The organism is Paraburkholderia sp. RAU2J (genome assembly GCF_003634845.1).
Lineage (GTDB): Bacteria > Pseudomonadota > Gammaproteobacteria > Burkholderiales > Burkholderiaceae > Paraburkholderia > Paraburkholderia fynbosensis.
Map to the genome: position 1 here is coordinate 252577 of NZ_RBXG01000001.1, position 15971 is coordinate 268547.

General features: G+C 63.4%; 12 protein-coding genes and 1 tRNA gene. 6 read left to right on the top strand and 7 right to left on the bottom strand.

The annotated features are described in order from the left end of the window. Positions 1–180 precede the first annotated feature (180 nt). The 3 genes from B0G69_RS01130 to gloB all read right to left on the bottom strand — a co-directional run bounded on the left by B0G69_RS01130 (position 181) and on the right by gloB (position 4261). Positions 181–1422, bottom strand: a complete 1242-nt coding sequence (locus tag B0G69_RS01130; protein ID WP_121315286.1) for an MFS transporter — start codon at positions 1420–1422, stop codon at positions 181–183. Positions 1423–1624: 202 nt separating this feature from the next. Beyond that, on the bottom strand, positions 1625–3313 hold the full coding sequence (locus tag B0G69_RS01135; protein ID WP_121315287.1) for a transglycosylase SLT domain-containing protein: 1689 nt from the start codon (positions 3311–3313) through the stop codon (positions 1625–1627). Positions 3314–3469: 156 nt separating this feature from the next. After that, on the bottom strand, positions 3470–4261 hold the full coding sequence (gene gloB / locus B0G69_RS01140) for a hydroxyacylglutathione hydrolase (protein ID WP_121315288.1): 792 nt from the start codon (positions 4259–4261) through the stop codon (positions 3470–3472). Between the two features lie 19 nt (positions 4262–4280). Here gloB and B0G69_RS01145 point away from each other — a divergent pair, with 19 nt between their 5' ends. The 5 genes from B0G69_RS01145 to B0G69_RS01165 all read left to right on the top strand — a co-directional run bounded on the left by B0G69_RS01145 (position 4281) and on the right by B0G69_RS01165 (position 8930). Then, the gene (locus tag B0G69_RS01145; RefSeq protein ID WP_121315289.1) at positions 4281–5138 is read left to right on the top strand and encodes a class I SAM-dependent methyltransferase; all 858 of its coding nucleotides are present in this window, start codon (positions 4281–4283) and stop codon (positions 5136–5138) included. Beyond that, positions 5135–5584 (top strand): ribonuclease HI, encoded by a 450-nt coding sequence (gene rnhA, locus B0G69_RS01150; protein WP_121315290.1) that lies wholly within the window; start codon positions 5135–5137, stop codon positions 5582–5584. The genes B0G69_RS01145 and rnhA overlap by 4 nt, the downstream gene beginning before the upstream one ends. A gap of 89 nt (positions 5585–5673) precedes the next feature. Continuing rightward, on the top strand, positions 5674–6408 hold the full coding sequence (gene dnaQ, locus B0G69_RS01155; RefSeq protein WP_121315291.1) for a DNA polymerase III subunit epsilon: 735 nt from the start codon (positions 5674–5676) through the stop codon (positions 6406–6408). A 48-nt stretch (positions 6409–6456) separates the two neighbouring features. Then, positions 6457–6531 (top strand) — tRNA-Val (locus B0G69_RS01160). Between the two features lie 521 nt (positions 6532–7052). Continuing rightward, positions 7053–8930 (top strand): ABC transporter ATP-binding protein, encoded by a 1878-nt coding sequence (locus tag B0G69_RS01165; protein WP_121315292.1) that lies wholly within the window; start codon positions 7053–7055, stop codon positions 8928–8930. 159 nt (positions 8931–9089) lie between these two features. Here B0G69_RS01165 and B0G69_RS01170 read toward each other — a convergent pair whose 3' ends face one another. The 3 genes from B0G69_RS01170 to B0G69_RS01180 all read right to left on the bottom strand — a co-directional run bounded on the left by B0G69_RS01170 (position 9090) and on the right by B0G69_RS01180 (position 11857). Further along, positions 9090–9554, bottom strand: a complete 465-nt coding sequence (locus B0G69_RS01170) for a DUF2214 family protein (protein WP_121315293.1) — start codon at positions 9552–9554, stop codon at positions 9090–9092. A 151-nt stretch (positions 9555–9705) separates the two neighbouring features. Next, positions 9706–10560 (bottom strand): hypothetical protein, encoded by an 855-nt coding sequence (locus B0G69_RS01175; RefSeq protein WP_121318997.1) that lies wholly within the window; start codon positions 10558–10560, stop codon positions 9706–9708. A 232-nt stretch (positions 10561–10792) separates the two neighbouring features. Continuing rightward, positions 10793–11857 (bottom strand): glycosyltransferase family 4 protein, encoded by a 1065-nt coding sequence (locus B0G69_RS01180; RefSeq protein WP_121315294.1) that lies wholly within the window; start codon positions 11855–11857, stop codon positions 10793–10795. A gap of 703 nt (positions 11858–12560) precedes the next feature. On the opposite strand from B0G69_RS01180, the gene B0G69_RS01185 reads away from it, so the two are divergent. Then, the gene (locus B0G69_RS01185; RefSeq protein ID WP_121315295.1) at positions 12561–14396 is read left to right on the top strand and encodes an ABC transporter ATP-binding protein; all 1836 of its coding nucleotides are present in this window, start codon (positions 12561–12563) and stop codon (positions 14394–14396) included. A gap of 106 nt (positions 14397–14502) precedes the next feature. Here the strand turns inward: B0G69_RS01185 and otsA are convergent, their stop codons facing one another. Further along, entirely contained in the window at positions 14503–15960 is a 1458-nt protein-coding gene (gene otsA, locus B0G69_RS01190) for an alpha,alpha-trehalose-phosphate synthase (UDP-forming) (protein ID WP_121318999.1), read from the bottom strand. Positions 15961–15971 lie beyond the last annotated feature (11 nt).

Sequence of the window (15971 nt, forward strand, 5' to 3'; positions counted from 1 at the left end):
CCTGAAAACGCCCTTCCCTCCAAATTCGAGATAGGAGGCCGCCATGGGAAAAGGTTGGGGCAACGCGCCCAAAGCCTTGCGGGACAAGGCTGGCCGGTATCAAACAAAGATTTGCGCGATGCGAATCGCGATAGCGCAGTGGAATTTGCGCCCGCCAGGCGAGTTGTTGCACTTCCCGCCTCACGCCTGCTGTTCGGCGCTCACTTCGGAGGGCCGAACTGTCTTCCGGCCAGGTAACGTGTACCAGATCGCGCTCAGCACCTGCAGCGCCACCAGAATCCCCCACGCGGTCATGTGTGCGGCCTGCGGATAGTGCCCGCCGCTCGCCGGCCAGTACGACAAAACTGCGCCGACGCCAATCTGGAAGCCGAAAATCAGCAGGAAAATGATCAGCGTCAGCGTGGTGTTCACCCGACCGATCATCTGCGCCGGGAAATGCCGGGCCATCACCGCGTAGCTCAGAATACCGGTGCCGCCAAAAATCCCATATGCCGCCCACAACAGACCCGCCGGCAGCGGCGCCTTGAACATGATCAGCAACTGCGTCAGCACATACAGCGCCATGCCGATGCCGCAAAACGCATGCAGCGAGATGCCGCGCCGTTCGAGACTGCGCGCCGCCGCGCCGAAACCGAGGCAGCCGGCCATCATCGCGAAGCCCAGAATCGACACCAGCGCGGCGGCTTGTTGCGGCTCGAAACCCTGTACGTCGCGCAGCCACGCGCCGACCCACAGCGACTGCATCGCATAGAAGACGCCTTGCGTGACGACCGAGAACGACGCGATCTTCCAGAAAGCCGCGCTGCGCAGAATATGCAAGGTGCCCTTGAACTGCGCGCCGAGGCTCGCCTGGTGGTGGGTTTCCTTCTTGTCCGGCGCGAGCGTCCATTGTGCGAGAGCGACCATCACGGTCAGCAGCCCCAGTCCGATACAGACCGCGCGCCAGCTGGCGAAACCCAGTACCCACGTCAGCGGCGAGCCCACCATCACGCCGCCGAAACCGCCGATCGCCATCACCAGCCCATTCATCAGCGGCAGGCGCGCCGTCGCGAAATGCTGCGCCAAGGCCTTGAAGGCCGCGCCAAGACACACGGACACGCCGACTCCGATCAGCAGCCGCCCGACCATCATCACGCCGACGCTCTGCGCGGCGCCGAACACCCAGATGCCCAATGCGGCGAACAGCAACGTGGCAGCCGTCACCCGGCGCGCGCCGAAGTGATCGAGCAGCACGCCAGCCGGAATCTGCGCGCCCGCGAAGCCGAGGAAATAAAGGCTCGTCAGCAAGCCCAGATCGGTCGCTGACAAGCCGAGGTCGTGCGTAATGAACGGCGCGAAGCCGAGGTTGACGCCACGAAACACATAGGAGACGAAGTAGCCCGCGGAAAACAGAAGAAAGACGCGCAGTTGAGTCGACGACATAAGCTTCGCTCGGAACGACCGACGTGGCCAAAGCACGAAAGATAAAGGAAATACGCGAGATTCGCCTTGAATGGCTCGGCAAAATGAAAAACGCCGTCACCACAGGTGACGGCGTTGGAATAAACACGGTGCGTGATCGGAGCGCAATTCATGCGCTGCGTCCGCAGCGCATGTGGTCACTACCGTGGCAGCCGCTATGAGTCTACTTAGCCTTCTTCGCGTTGGCCACGGTCTTCGGGCGGCTCTCTGCCGCGACCTTCGACGCCTTGCTGGACGTGGAGGCCGACACTTTGGTCACCTTGACCTTGCCGGCACTGGATGCCGTCGGCTTGCTGACCTTCCCTACCGGCTCGGAGACCTTCACGACGTACCGGCCACGACCCTTCTTTTTCTCGTTGCGCGATTCGCCACGGGTGTCTGCGACGCGGGTGCCGATCTTCTCGACGCCACCGCCCTGAACGTCGGTTGCGATACGCTCCGGACCCGGCTCGCTCGGCATGGCCTTGCCTACCGGCACGTGCAGCACGATCACCTGACCACGCGACACCTGATCGCGACGCGTACGGTTCCACGCCTTCAACTGACCGACCGACACACCGTAACGCACCGCGATCGCCGCCATCGACTGATTGCGGCGCACGCGGATCAGCATCTTGCGAGTATCGGGAACATCGGGCTCCATCGCCAGCACCGCGCTTTCGGCGACGTCGGCGCTGATGTCTTCGTCGTCGTCCGAACCGCGCGGCACGACGATCGTGGAGCCGGGCTTCAGGCGCATGCCGGCCGGAATCTTGTTCACTTCCATCAGCGTGTCGGCGTCGACGCCGATCTTCTGCGCGATCGCCGCAGGCGTCGCGCGGTGGTCTACCGTGTACGTGGTCCACGACGACAGCGAGCCGGAATACGCCTTCAGATTGCGCTCGAACGCGCTGGCGTTGTCGAACGGCAGCAGGATCTGCGGCTGCGTTGCACCGAGAATCACCGGCTTTCTGAACGACGGGTTCAGCGAGCGGAATTCATCCGTCGACAGATTCGCGAGCTTCGCGGCCATTTCCACGTCGATATCGTGCGACGTGGTCACCGTGACGAAATACGGGTGATTCGGAATCGACGGCAGCGTGAGTCCGTATACCTGCGGGTTCATCACGATGTTCTTCACCGCCTGCAGCTTCGGCACGTAGTTGCGCGTTTCGTTCGGCATGCGCAGGCTGAGGTAATCGGTGGGCAGACCCGCCGCCTCGTTGCGCGCGATCGCGCGCTGCACGTTGCCCTCGCCCCAGTTGTACGCGGCGAGCGCGAGCTGCCAGTCGCCGAACATGTCGTGCAGACGCGACAGATAGTCGAGCGCGGCGCTGGTCGACGCCAGCACGTCGCGGCGCTCGTCCTGCCACATGTTCTGCTTGAGGTTGTAGGTGCGCCCGGTGCCCGGCATGAACTGCCACATGCCGGCGGCTTTCGCGACCGACAACGCCTGCGGGCTATACGCGGATTCGATGAACGGCAGCAGCGCGAGTTCGGTCGGCATATGCCGCGCTTCGAGCTCTTCGACGATGTGATAGAGATACTTCTGCGAGCGCTCGGTCATGCGCTGCACGTAGTCGGGACGCTGCGCATACCAGTTGGCCTGCATGTCGACGAGGTCGGTCTGCAGGTCCGGCATCTGGAAACCACGGCGAATACGGCTCCACAGATCGGCGTCCGAGCCGGTCAACTGGCTGACCGAACCCTGATCGACGTTGATCGTTTCTTTAGCGGTGGCTGTCTTACGAAGTGCGTCGGCTACGGCTTGCTGGCTGGCGGGATTGGTTGCGGTGGAACTGCTCGTTGTCGGTCCTTGACTCGCGCAAGCGGCGAGTGTCAGGACCAATAACGCACTGAAGATAAATCGCATGAACGTCTCGGCTTCCACAAGGGCTGGAATTTGCAGCCGATAGTACGAAACGGCAACGTTTCCGTCAATCGGAAACTTAGTAAAAAAATCAAGGAAATCTTGGGCTTGGCGAATTTTTCCGATTTATAGCGTGAAGAGCGGCTAATGCGGTGCGGATCAGCGGAAGCGATTCTTCCATTCACGCATCAATGTGAAGGCCGTCAGCCGGTCGGACACCTTTTCATGCAGCTGCTCCTGCAGGCTCGCCTGCACCGCCGGTTGGTCCGCGCGCAGGAACGGATTCACCGCACGCTCGTGAGCGATCGTGGTCGGCAGCGTCGGCATGTGGCGCGCCCGCAGCTCGCTCGCCTTGTCGCGCCAGGCCTGGAGCTCGACATTGTCCGGCTCGCACGCGAGCGCGAAACGGATGTTCGATAGCGTGTACTCGTGCGCGCAGTGGACTTCGGTCGCGCCGGGCAGCGCGGCGAGCGCATCCAGCGAAGCGAGCATCTGCTTCGGCGTGCCTTCGAACAACCGGCCGCAGCCGCATGCGAACAGCGTGTCGCCGCAAAAGACGTGCGGCGTGCCGCGCGAATCGGCGGCCTGAAAATACGCGATGTGGCCGCTCGTGTGGCCGGGCACGTCGAGCACGCTGAATTCGAGCGCGGGCGTCGCGATCGACACGCGATCGCCATTTTCGAGACGGTGCGTGAGATGCCGGATCGCTTCACCAGCGGGGCCGTAGACCGGCACGGCCTGGCCATTCAGCAGATCGGCCACCCCACCGACGTGGTCTTGATGATGGTGCGTGAGTAAAATAGCGCTCAGCCGCCATCCGCGTTTCGCCAGATAGGCACGCACGGGGGCCGCCTCACCGGGATCGACGACGACCGCATGGTGTCCGTCGGAAACGACCCAGATGTAATTGTCTTCAAACGCCGGGACCGGTACGTACTCGAGCGCATTCATAGGCGACGCATTCTTTGATATGACTGACCGAGCAATTATAGACTGGCCCGCCTGGACCGATTCACCGCCCGGCCGCTACGTGCTCGACTGGGAGCAGACCCAGCTCGACCGCGTGGTGTCGGACGTGTTCGGCTATCATGCGCTGCAACTCGGCCTGCCGCAGCTCGATGCATTGCGCGAGAACCGCATGCCGTGCCGCGGCCTCGTGCTCGACGCTGCGAGCGGAGCCAGCGCGCCCTACGCTTTTCCGCGCGGCCTGACGCATGCCGGCACTCGCCCGGGATCGAACCGTGGCGCGGCGTCGGCCGGGTCGGCGGGCCTGCCCGCGCCGGCCGGCCGCAGCGCGGTGTGGTGCGACCTGCTGGATCTGCCGTTCGAAGCACAGAGCGTCGATCTGATCGTGATGCCGCACACGCTTGAATTCACGAGCGACCCGCACCGGCTGCTGCGCGAAGCCGAGCGCGTGCTGATGCCCGAAGGTCAGCTCATCATTCTCGGTTTCAACTCGCTGTCGCTATGGGGCGCGCGGCAATCGGTCGGCAAGATGACCGGCCGGCCGTTCGTGCCCGCCGCGGTCGATCTGATCGCCTTCACGCGTCTGAAAGACTGGATCAAGCTGCTGGGCTTCGACCTTGAACGCGGGCGCTTCGGCTGCTATCGTCCGCCGCTCGGCAGCGAGCAATGGCTCGCCCGCTATGGCTTCATGGAAGCCGCCGGCGACCGCTGGTGGCCGATCTTCGGCGCCACCTACATGATCAAGGCGATCAAGCGCGTGCGCGGCATGCGCCTCGTCGGCCCGCTGAAAGTGAAGATACCCGTGCTCGCGCCAGGCCTCGCGCCCGCCGCCACTCCGAATACACGCAACCACACTCAATGACTCCCGATTTCATCGACATTTATACCGACGGCGCCTGCAAGGGCAACCCCGGCCCCGGCGGCTGGGGCGCGTTGCTGCGCTTCGGCGACCAGGAAAAAGAACTGTTCGGCGGCGAAGCCAACACGACCAACAATCGCATGGAACTGATGGGCGTGATCGCCGCGCTCGAAGCGCTGAAGCGCCCCTGCAGGGCAGTCGTGCACACCGACTCGCAGTATGTACAGAAAGGCATCAGCGAATGGATTCACGGCTGGAAAAAGAAAGGCTGGATCACTGCGGCAAAGCAGCCGGTGAAGAACGCCGACCTGTGGAAGCGGCTCGACGCGCTCGTCGCGCAGCACGACGTCGAATGGCGCTGGGTGCGCGGACACAGCGGACACCCGGAAAACGAACGCGCCGATCAACTGGCCAATCGCGGCGTCGCGTCACTTGCGCAAATCGGATGAGCGTCGCGCGCACCGCTTTGCAATTCCTGGCGCCGTTCTTTCGCTGCTCTTTTTCTTCGCTGCAATTTTCCGAGGCAGGCTAATCCGATATGCGTCAACTCATCCTCGATACCGAAACCACCGGCCTGAATGCCCGCACCGGCGACCGGATCCTCGAACTCGGTTGCGTCGAGCTGGTGAACCGCCGCCTCACCGGCAACAACCTGCACTTCTACATCAATCCGGAACGCGACAGCGATCCGGGCGCGCTGGCCGTGCACGGCTTGACCACGGAATTCCTCAGCGACAAGCCGAAGTTCGGCGAGATCGCCGATCAGTTTCGCGACTTCATCCAAGGCGCGGACCTGATCATTCACAACGCGCCGTTCGACATCGGCTTTCTCGATGCCGAATTCGCGTTGCTCGGCTTGCCGAAGGTGAGCACCTACTGCGGCGAGATCATCGATACGCTCGCCCGCGCCAAGCAGATGTTCCCCGGCAAGCGCAACTCGCTCGATGCGCTGTGCGACCGCTTCGGCATCAGCAACGCGCACCGTACGCTGCACGGCGCACTGCTCGACTCGGAACTGCTCGCGGAAGTCTATCTGGCGATGACGCGCGGCCAGGAGAGCCTCGTCATCGACATGCTCGGCGAATCACATGTGGGCGGCGACGCGCATGCGCCGCGTGTCGTGCTCGAGTCGCTGGAACTCGTCGTCATCGCCGCCAGCGACGACGAAGTTGCCGCGCACCAGGCGGTGCTCGATGGGCTCGACAAAGCAGTCAAAGGCACGAGCATTTGGCGCCTCGAACCCGCTGCCGCAGAAAATGGGCAGATTGCTTAAAAAAGACTAGACGGAAGCGAAAATCACTGACATAATTTCAATCTCTTCGGGTGGTTAGCTCAGCGGTAGAGCACTGCCTTCACACGGCAGGGGTCACTGGTTCGATCCCAGTACTACCCACCAGAATTTTGGTGTGTCGATCACCGAAGACTAAAGGGCTTATGCAGAAATGCATAAGCCCTTTTCTATTTTTCGCTCGAGTTTTGACGTGTCGTTTTCGGTCCTCGATTAGGTCGAGTGGGGTTCGGCGCGCAGGATACGATTACCCTGCTCGGGATGGTATTAGGTCATCGGGTTTCTCCGTCGGCACCGGAACTTCGTAAGTTTGCGACCGCCGGATACTGCTGATATAGTTGCCCTTCGGCGCAGTCGCGCCACCCATCTTCTCCATCTCATTCGACCAAAAGGGAGGCGTCACATGTTCGCAGTGCATATCGCTCTCCCTCGCATGGTCTCGCGATCGCCCTCACGACCTTAACCGTCGTCAGCCCGTCGCATATGCGAGTCCACCTGGAAAGGTGTGACGAGCAGATCCCAGACAGCCCTGAGTCGCATTGCCGGTGCATGCCGGCACCCCTGACTGTCTCGTCCCTTCGCTTCTGACTGGAACCTCGGTGCGTTCATGCGTCGCCGGGTCGTGGCAAATGGCTAACAAAAAACTCGACTTTCGCGGACAAGCCTTTAAGGATGTCCTCGGTTTCACCTTCAATCACTGGGCGCAACAGCCGTGGCGCGTCGTCGTCATCGCGGCGCTGGTGCTGTGCTCGGCATTGGCTGATGTGCTCACGCCGGTGTTCGCCGGACGCCTGGTCGACGCAATCGCCTCCGGACCGGCCGGCAACGAGAGCGCCTGGCGCGCGGCGGTCACGGCCTTCTGCGTGCTGGCCGCGCTCGGCCTCGGCGCGACGCTGCTTCGCCAGGGCGTGTACTTCAACATCATCCGGCTCACGCTGAAGATGATGAGCGAGATCGCCGCGGACGCGTTTCATCGCGTGCAACGCTTTTCGACCGACTGGCACGCCAACAGCTTTGCCGGCTCTACCGTGCGCAAGATCACGCGCGGCATGTGGGCGCTCGACCTGCTCAACGACACGCTCCTGATCGCGCTGCTGCCGTCGCTGGCCATGCTGATCGGCGCCACCGTGCTGCTCGGCTGGCGCTGGCCGATGATGGGCGCGGTCGTCGGGATCGGCTCGCTGCTGTATATCGCCGTGACCGTGGCCATGTCGCTCGGCTTCGTCGCGCCGGCCGCGCGCCTCGCGAACGCATGGGACACGCGCATGGGCGGCGCGCTCGCGGATGCGGTCAGCTGCAACGGCGTCGTAAAGGCTTTCGGCGCGGAAGAACGCGAGGAAGCGCTGCTTCAACGCGTGATCGGCAAGTGGCGTCACCGCACGCGCCGCACATGGGTGCGCGGCACGATCAACGGCGGTGTTCAGGGCGGCATGCTGGTGGCAATCCAGGCTGCCATTCTCGGTGTGGCGCTGTTGCTGTGGGCGCGCGGCGAGGCGAGCGTCGGTGACATCACCTTCGCGCTGACGATGTTCTTCATGCTGCAAGGCTATCTGCGCGATGTCGGCATGCACATCCGCAACCTGCAACGTTCGGTCAACGATATGGAAGAACTGGTCGCGCTGGAGAGTCAGCCACTCGGCATCGAAGACCGCCCCAGCGCGGGTCCGATCGCGATTAGCCAAGGCGAGATCCGCTTTGAGCAGGTCAGTTTCTATTACGGCGCGCACGACCAGCCGCTGTACGACAACTTCTCCCTGCGCATCGCGCCGGGGGAACGCGTCGGGTTGGTCGGGCATTCGGGCTCGGGCAAGACGACCTTCATCAAGCTGATTCAGCGCCTCTACGATATTTCCGGCGGCCGGATCACGATCGATGGTCAGGATATCGCTCAGGTGCAGCAGGCGTCGCTACGCAGCCAGATCGCGATCGTTCAGCAGGAGCCGGTGCTGTTTCACCGCTCGCTCGCCGAGAACATCGCCTATGCGCGGCCCGGCGCAAGCCGCGCCGAGATCGAGCGGGCCGCGCAACTCGCCAGTGCACATGGCTTCATCAGCGCGCTGCCCCATGGCTATGACACGCTGGTCGGCGAACGCGGCGTCAAGCTTTCGGGCGGCGAACGTCAGCGCGTTGCGATCGCGCGCGCTTTCCTCGCCGACGCCCCGATCCTGATTCTGGACGAAGCGACGTCGAGCCTTGACAGCGAAAGCGAAGTGCTGATTCAGCAGGCGATGGAACGGCTGATGATCGGCCGCACGACGCTGGTGGTCGCGCACCGCCTGTCCACCGTGCGTGCGCTGGACAGACTGCTGGTGCTGGACAAGGGCAAGGTGATCGAGGAAGGCAGCCACGACGCGTTGATCAGGCGCGAGAACGGCTTGTACCGGCGCCTGTTCGAACGCCAGGCACTGGAACTCGTCAAGGGTCTCGGCGAGTCGGAGTTCATGCGTGAGACCGCCGGGTCCAAGGCAGATCGGATGGATGATGCGAGCTTGCTGGTGGGAAAGTAAATTGCAGCGAGCGTATGTGGCGGGACGCCCGGCACCTCGGAACATGGACCATGTGAAGCCGCGTTCTGCCGATGCTGCGCGCGTCCACGGTCTTCGCGTAGCCGCGCACGCGAGCGCGCCCACCTCGCCGCGCTTCGGCTTGCCGCCGCTACAGCCCGCCTACACCACGCCGGCCGGCAAGCCGACGCCGCGCGCCATCCCGGTTGCCGCAAACACCATGAGCACCAGCAACACCGTCTGGATCACGCTGTAACGCGCATACGACCGCGCATTTTTCAGATCCGGCGGGGTGCCTTTGCGGATCGACGCGCGCCAGCGCATCAGCGCGAGCATGGATGGCACTTCGAGGATCAGAATCAGCACGAGCAGCGTCATCTTGACGTGAAAGAGCGGCTGGTGAAGATAGTAGTCCGCGCCCTTCTCGTAGCTGCCGAAAACGCGCATCAAACCGGTGATGATCAACACCAGGGCGGACAGGCCCCACCGCGTATCCGCGCGAAATACGGAGCGCAACGCGGCCGGCACGGACGCGCGGCGCAGCGCCCAGGTGCGCCGCAGAATCGAGGCGAGCGCAAAACCGTAAGCGAGCAGATGAAGGGCGGCAAGCAACCAGCGAACCAGCATAGCGACTCCTGCAAAAGACGCGACACGATCGATGTCTGTCCACTCACCCGCGCTGAACGGCCGGGCACCATGACTTCATTATCGGCCAAGGCTCGATTGACGACGGGCTGATCGGCCACGCGGTGTGATCCACTGCACAAAGCATGCAGCTTCAGACTTGCCGCAGAGTTGTGTCAAGCGCCCGAGCGGCGACCCGATCGCCCTCGGTCGTCAGCGTGGCGCGAAATACGATTTGCCGATTGTGGCCCGCGGCGGCCGGCGAATCCCACAACAACTCGACTCCTGGACGGCGCCCGAACGCGCCGCGCACGAGCGCCGGAGCCGCGACTGAACCCAGCGGCGCAGCCGTGGAGCCCGGCTCGCCCATCGCACCGAACGCGACCGCGGGGGCCGGCGCCGGCGTGGGCCGCGGGTCTTGCCCGGCGGCCCAGCGCACGGACAGCTCACGCGCGTCGTACTGTCCCACCTTGCGGCGCTCGGCCCACACGATCACCGTACGCGTGGCGGGATCGAGCGCGACCGCATAACGGCCGATCGCAAAACGCCGCGCGGCGATGTTGGTCCGCCACAGCGGGCGCGGCCGGCAGATCCACAGCACGGCCGCGTACAGCAGCGGCGCGACCAGCAGCCAGCCGTTGGTCGCCGCCACCGCCTGCGCGGCACGCCGCCAGCCAGCGCTCACCACGAATACGCCAACCGACCAGAGCGCGAAGACAAACCCGAGGAAAGCGAACAGACGCAGCGCCTGCCGCAGCCATTGCGGCAGCGGATGAAACGGACGCTCGGCGACGGCGCGCGCGCCCGGCAGGAAAATCAGCAGGAACAGGAAAACCAGGTTGATGCATGCCCACGGCGACGACACCATCGCCGACAGCGCAGCGGCGAGATTCATCTGCGCCATCGAAAAAAGCCAGCGAGCGACAAGCACGAGACCGATGGCGCGTAACGCGAAAATCGTTCCGGCGCCAGGCGCGGCATTCGCTCGCGTCTCTTTCGTTCTCGCCAAGGCATCCTCCTGTCGTCGGCGGCGCCGCAGCCAAATTTGCGGCACGGCCATTATAGGGATATTACCGAGAGTGGCTCATCCTTACCGGCGCGAACAGCCTACTTTCGTCCACACATTGCAAAAAACGCGGCGCGCATGCAACAACGCCCCGTGAGCGCGGACTCACGGGGCGTTGCTGGTGGCACTGACGAGCGCCCTGAAGCGCTCTTTCAGTCGCCTGAGCGACTAAAGATCAGTTCGCGTTGACTTCGCGAAGCACCGTGCGCTGTTTCTGACGCAGCAGTTCTTCGTAGGTAGCGACGTAGTTCTTCGCCATGACCTTCGACGAGAAGCGCGCTTCGAACGCGTTGCGCACCCCGGCGCGCGGCAGCGTGTGCAAGCGCTTGACGGCCGCGACCGCGCTGATTTCGTCTTCGACAACGAATCCCGACACGCCGTTCTCGATCACTTCCGGCACCGAACCGCGATTGAACGCGATCACCGGCGTACCGCAAGCCATCGCTTCGATCATCACCAGACCGAAGGGCTCCGGCCAGTCGATGGGGAACACCAGTGCATGCGCGTTGCCGAGGAATTCACGCTTTTCGGCTTCGCCGATTTCGCCAATGTATTCGACGTGCGGAAGCGCCATCAGCGGCTTGATCACTTCTTCGTAATAGGCACGATCGGCCTTGTCGATCTTCGCGGCAACCTTGAGCTTCATGCCTGCCTGGCCGGCGATACGGATCGCACGGTCGAGACCCTTCTCCGGCGAGACACGGCCAAGGAATGCGAGGTAGCCCGGCTCGACGTCCTTGATCGGCGTGAGCACGTTTTCCGGCAGACCGTGATAAACGGTTTGCAGCCAGTTCGCTTGCGGCAGCGGAATGCGCTGGTTGTCCGAGATCGACACCACCGGCACGTCGCTGAACGTATTGAAGATCGGCTGCAGTTCCGGCAGATCGAGACGGCCGTGCAGCGTCGTCACGAACGGCACCGGCTGGCGCGCGAACAGCGAGAACGGGTAGTAGTCGATGTGAAAATGCAGCACGTCGAACTCGTCCGCGCGGCGGCGCACTTCTTCGAGCAGCAGCATGTGCGGCGCCATCACGTCGCGGATCGTCGGGTCGAGGCGCAGCGCCTGCGGCCAGAAGGCTTCGAGTTTCGCCGAAGTTTGCGAATCGCCGCTCGCGAAGAGCGTGACGTCGTGGCCTTGCTCGACCAGTGCTTCGGTCAGATAGGACACCACGCGTTCCGTACCACCATACAGCTTGGGAGGAACCGCCTCGTGCAGCGGAGCGATTTGAGCGATTCGCATAATGGAGAACTCCTAGTAAAAAATCAGGCAAAAGTACTGCGTTTGGTAAAAGCGACTCGCTTGCTCGCCAGGGCCGTCTGGCCGGACATGCCGGGGCGGGCCTGATTCTTTCGAGAAATCCTGCGATGGATCGCTTGGGAGTGAGCCCAGACTGGCCGATCAGCGTCTGCGCATGCGAGTAAACGCACACATCAGACCTGCGTTGACAAATTGTCAGATATTTCCAGGCTTGCCGGGCTCTACAGAGCATGCATTATCGGTGCCGGGCTTCTCGCTGCACCACAACATTTCAAAGTCTTTACGTTGTTACAAACGCGAAACACTTTGCAAACCCTTGTTTTATAAGAGAGTTCTACAGTGACAACTGGCTTGCGGCAGCGACCGCGAATGTGGCGTCTGCAAGCTTTTGCCTCGACTTTGCCGGTACGCGTTGAAGAAATGCCGCAGCGCGGCTGAATGCAATCTGTAATTATATCTCGAATTTGTCCGTCACCCTGCGTGAACCACCCCGCCCATCAGCGGGTCCAGCAACTGCAGGGCGCGGAGGTCTATCGCGAAATCAATCGCGCCAATGCCCGGATACACAGGGCGCAATCGCTTTTGCATGTTTACAATGCGAAGCATCGGCTTCGCGGCGAATCCATCTTTTCCGGTGGCCCGCGCTTTGCACGCACAACCCGACACACCTCGACCTCACGATCAATTGGAACAATTAACCCTCGCCCAGCGTAACGCCCAGAACGCAAAGCTCGCGAGCTATGCGCACCGGCCGCTTGCGTTTCTCTTCCGCTTTATCCGCCGCCATCCGCTCGCGCATGCGATCGTGCTGTGCAGCGTGTTTGCGGCCGTGGGCTGTGCGCTCGCTTCGCAATACGCGATCAAACATCTGATCGACGTGCTCGGCGAAGGCCGGCATCATCCCGGTCCGTTGTGGGGGGCGTTCGCGATCCTCGTCGGCCTGATCGCCGCGGACAACCTGCTATGGCGCGTCGGCGGCTGGGTCGCCGCGCATACGTTCGTCGCCGTGACCGGCGACCTGCGGCGCGACCTTTTCCAGTATCTGAGCGGGCACTCGCCGACCTACTACTCCGAGAAGCAGCCCGGCATGCTGGCGAGCCGGATCACGGCGACCTCGAACGCCGTCTACACCGCCGAGAACACCACCGCCTGGAACGTGCTGCCGCCGTGCATCGCGGTGCTCGGCGCAATCGTCATGATCATCGCCGTGAATCCGCTGATGGCCGGCGGCCTGATGCTGTGCTCGGCGATTCTGTCGGTGGTGCTATACAAGCTCGCGGGGCGCGGCTCGGCGCGCCATCACCATTTCGCCACCAAGGCGGCGTCGGTGGACGGCGAACTGGTCGACGTGATCAGCAACATGGGTCTCGTGCGCGCGTTTGGCATGACGTTTCGCGAGCAGCAGCGCTTCGGTGCAACGGTCAAGGCCGAGATGGACGCCCGCCAGCAAAGCCTGCTCTATCTGGAGAAGCTGCGCTTGCTGCATGCGGTGATCACCGCGCTGCTGTCGGCGGGTCTGCTGGGCTGGGCGCTGTGGCTGTGGGATCAAGGCAAGGCGACCTCGGGCGACATCGTGCTCGTCAGCTCGCTCGGCTTCACGATTCTGCACGGCACGCGCGACCTGGCCGTCGCGCTCGTCGACGTCACGCAACACGTAGCGCGGCTCGCGGAAGCCGTGCGCACGCTGCTCGAACCGCACGGCATGCCGGATCGCGACGACTCGACCGAACTCGTGCCGCAAGGCGGCCGGGTCGATTTCGAAGGCGTGACGTTCGCCTACCCGCGCCGCCGTCCGATTCTCGATCACTTCGACCTGCATATCGAACCCGGCCAGCGGGTCGGCCTGATCGGCAAGTCGGGCGCGGGCAAATCCACCGTGCTGGCGCTGCTGCAGCGCTTCTACGAAACCCAAGGCGGTGCGATCAAGATCGACGGCCAGGACATCGCGGCGGTCACGCAGGACAGCCTGCGCCATACGATCGCGCTGGTGCCGCAGGACATCTCGCTGTTCCATCGCACCGTGTACGAGAACATCGCTTACGGACGCCCCGAAGCGAGCCGTGAGGAAGTGCTCGCGGCCGCGCGCGAAGCGCGTTGCTCGGACTTCATCGAAGCGATGCCGGAAGGCTACGATACGATCGTCGGCGACCGGGGCGTGAAGCTGTCGGGCGGCCAGCGCCAGCGGATCGCGATTGCGCGGGCGATTCTGAAAAACGCGCCGATCCTGCTGCTCGACGAAGCCACCTCGGCGCTCGACAGCGCCTCGGAAGAAGCGATCCAAAAGGCGCTCGACCGGCTGATGGTCGGCCGCACGGTGATCGCGATCGCGCACCGGCTGTCGACGCTGAACAACTTCGACCGCATCATCGTGATGAGCGCCGGCAAGGTAATCGACGACGGCAGCCCGGAAGAGTTGCGCCAACGTCCGGGCCTGTATCGCGACCTGCTCACGAAACAGTACGGCAAGGGTACGACGCTGCACATCGGCGGCAAGAAGGTCGACGAACAGCACGTGGTCTGAACGGCGCGCCGCACGAAGTTATCAGCCAAAGAAAAAGCCGCTCACGTGAGCGGCTTTTCTGTTTTTCAGGCTGTGCGATCAGGAGGCGCGGCAGCTAAGCCTGCCGCTATTGCTCCACGCTGTCACGCACTGTCTGCCTGGAGCCTGCCCTCACCTTCCTGCTTCTGCCGGACTTCGCACTCTCCACGCCCTGCAAATCGCGCATGAAGTTATCGCGCCACACCGACACATTGTTCTCGCGCAACTGCACCATCATGTCGCGGTAGCGCGCCTGACGTTCCGCGAGCGGCATCGCGAGCGCATTGGCGAGCGCCTCGGCCATGCCGTCGATGTCGACCGGATTGACGATCAGCGCGCCCTCCAGCTCCTGCGCCGCGCCGGCAAAGCGTGACAGCACCAGCACCCCGGGATTCTCGGGGTCCTGCGCCGACACATATTCCTTGGCGACGAGGTTCATGCCATCGCGCAACGGCGTGACGTAGCCGACATGCGCGGTGCGAAACAGCGCGGCCAGCACCGAGCGCTCGTACTGCTTGTGAATGTAGAGAATCGGCGTCCAGTCCAGTTCGGCGAAGCGTCCGTTGATGCGCCCCGACTCGCCTTCGAGCTGCAAGCGGATGTCCTGGTAAGCGTGCATGTCGGCGCGCGTCGGCGGCGCGATCTGCAGAAACGACACCTTGTTGCGTTGCGCGGCCACATGCTCGAGCAGACGTTCGAACGCGCGAAAACGTTCGACCAGCCCCTTCGAATAATCGAGACGGTCCACGCTCATGATCAGCTTGCGCGAATGCAGCGTCGCCTTCATCGTGCGCACCGGCTTGCCGCGCTCGCCCGCTTTCGCGAGTTCGGCAATCTCGTCCGGATATACGCCGATCGGATAAGCCGCCGCGCGCAACGTGCGCCCGAACGCGTGGATGCTCTGCGGGCCGCGAGCCGACACGTCGACCGTGCCCTGCGCTTCGTTGACGATGTAGTCGCCGAACGCGCGCAGATCCGGCTCGGTCTGGAAGCCGAGCAGATCGAACGAACACAAGGCTTCGACCAACTCGCGATGCGGCGGCACCGCCAGCAGCACCTGCGAAGCCGGAAACGGAATATGCAGAAAGAAGCCGATGCGGTTCTTCACACCGGCCGCACGCAATGCCTGCGCGAACGGGATCAGGTGATAGTCGTGGACCCAGATCACATCGTCTTCACGCAGCAGCGGCACCAGTTGCTGCGCGAGCCAGCCATTGACGCGGCAGTAGCCTTCGAAGTCGTGCCGGTCGTATTGCAGGAGGTCGGCGCGATAGTGGAACGCCGGCCACAGCGTCGCGTTCGAGAAGCCGCGATAGTACTGGTCGTAGTCGCGGCGCATCAGCGGGACGGTCGCGAAGGTCACGGGACCGCGCTCCTCCACCTTGATCTGCGGCTGGCCCGAGCTGAGCACGTCCCCGCTCCAGCCAAACCACATGCCGCCGGTTTCCTTCAGCGCGTCATACACGCCGACCGCCAGACCGCCCGCCGCCGGGCCACCCTCCGAGATCGGGGCCACCCGGTTCGATACGATGATCAGTCGGCTCATGAAGCGCGATT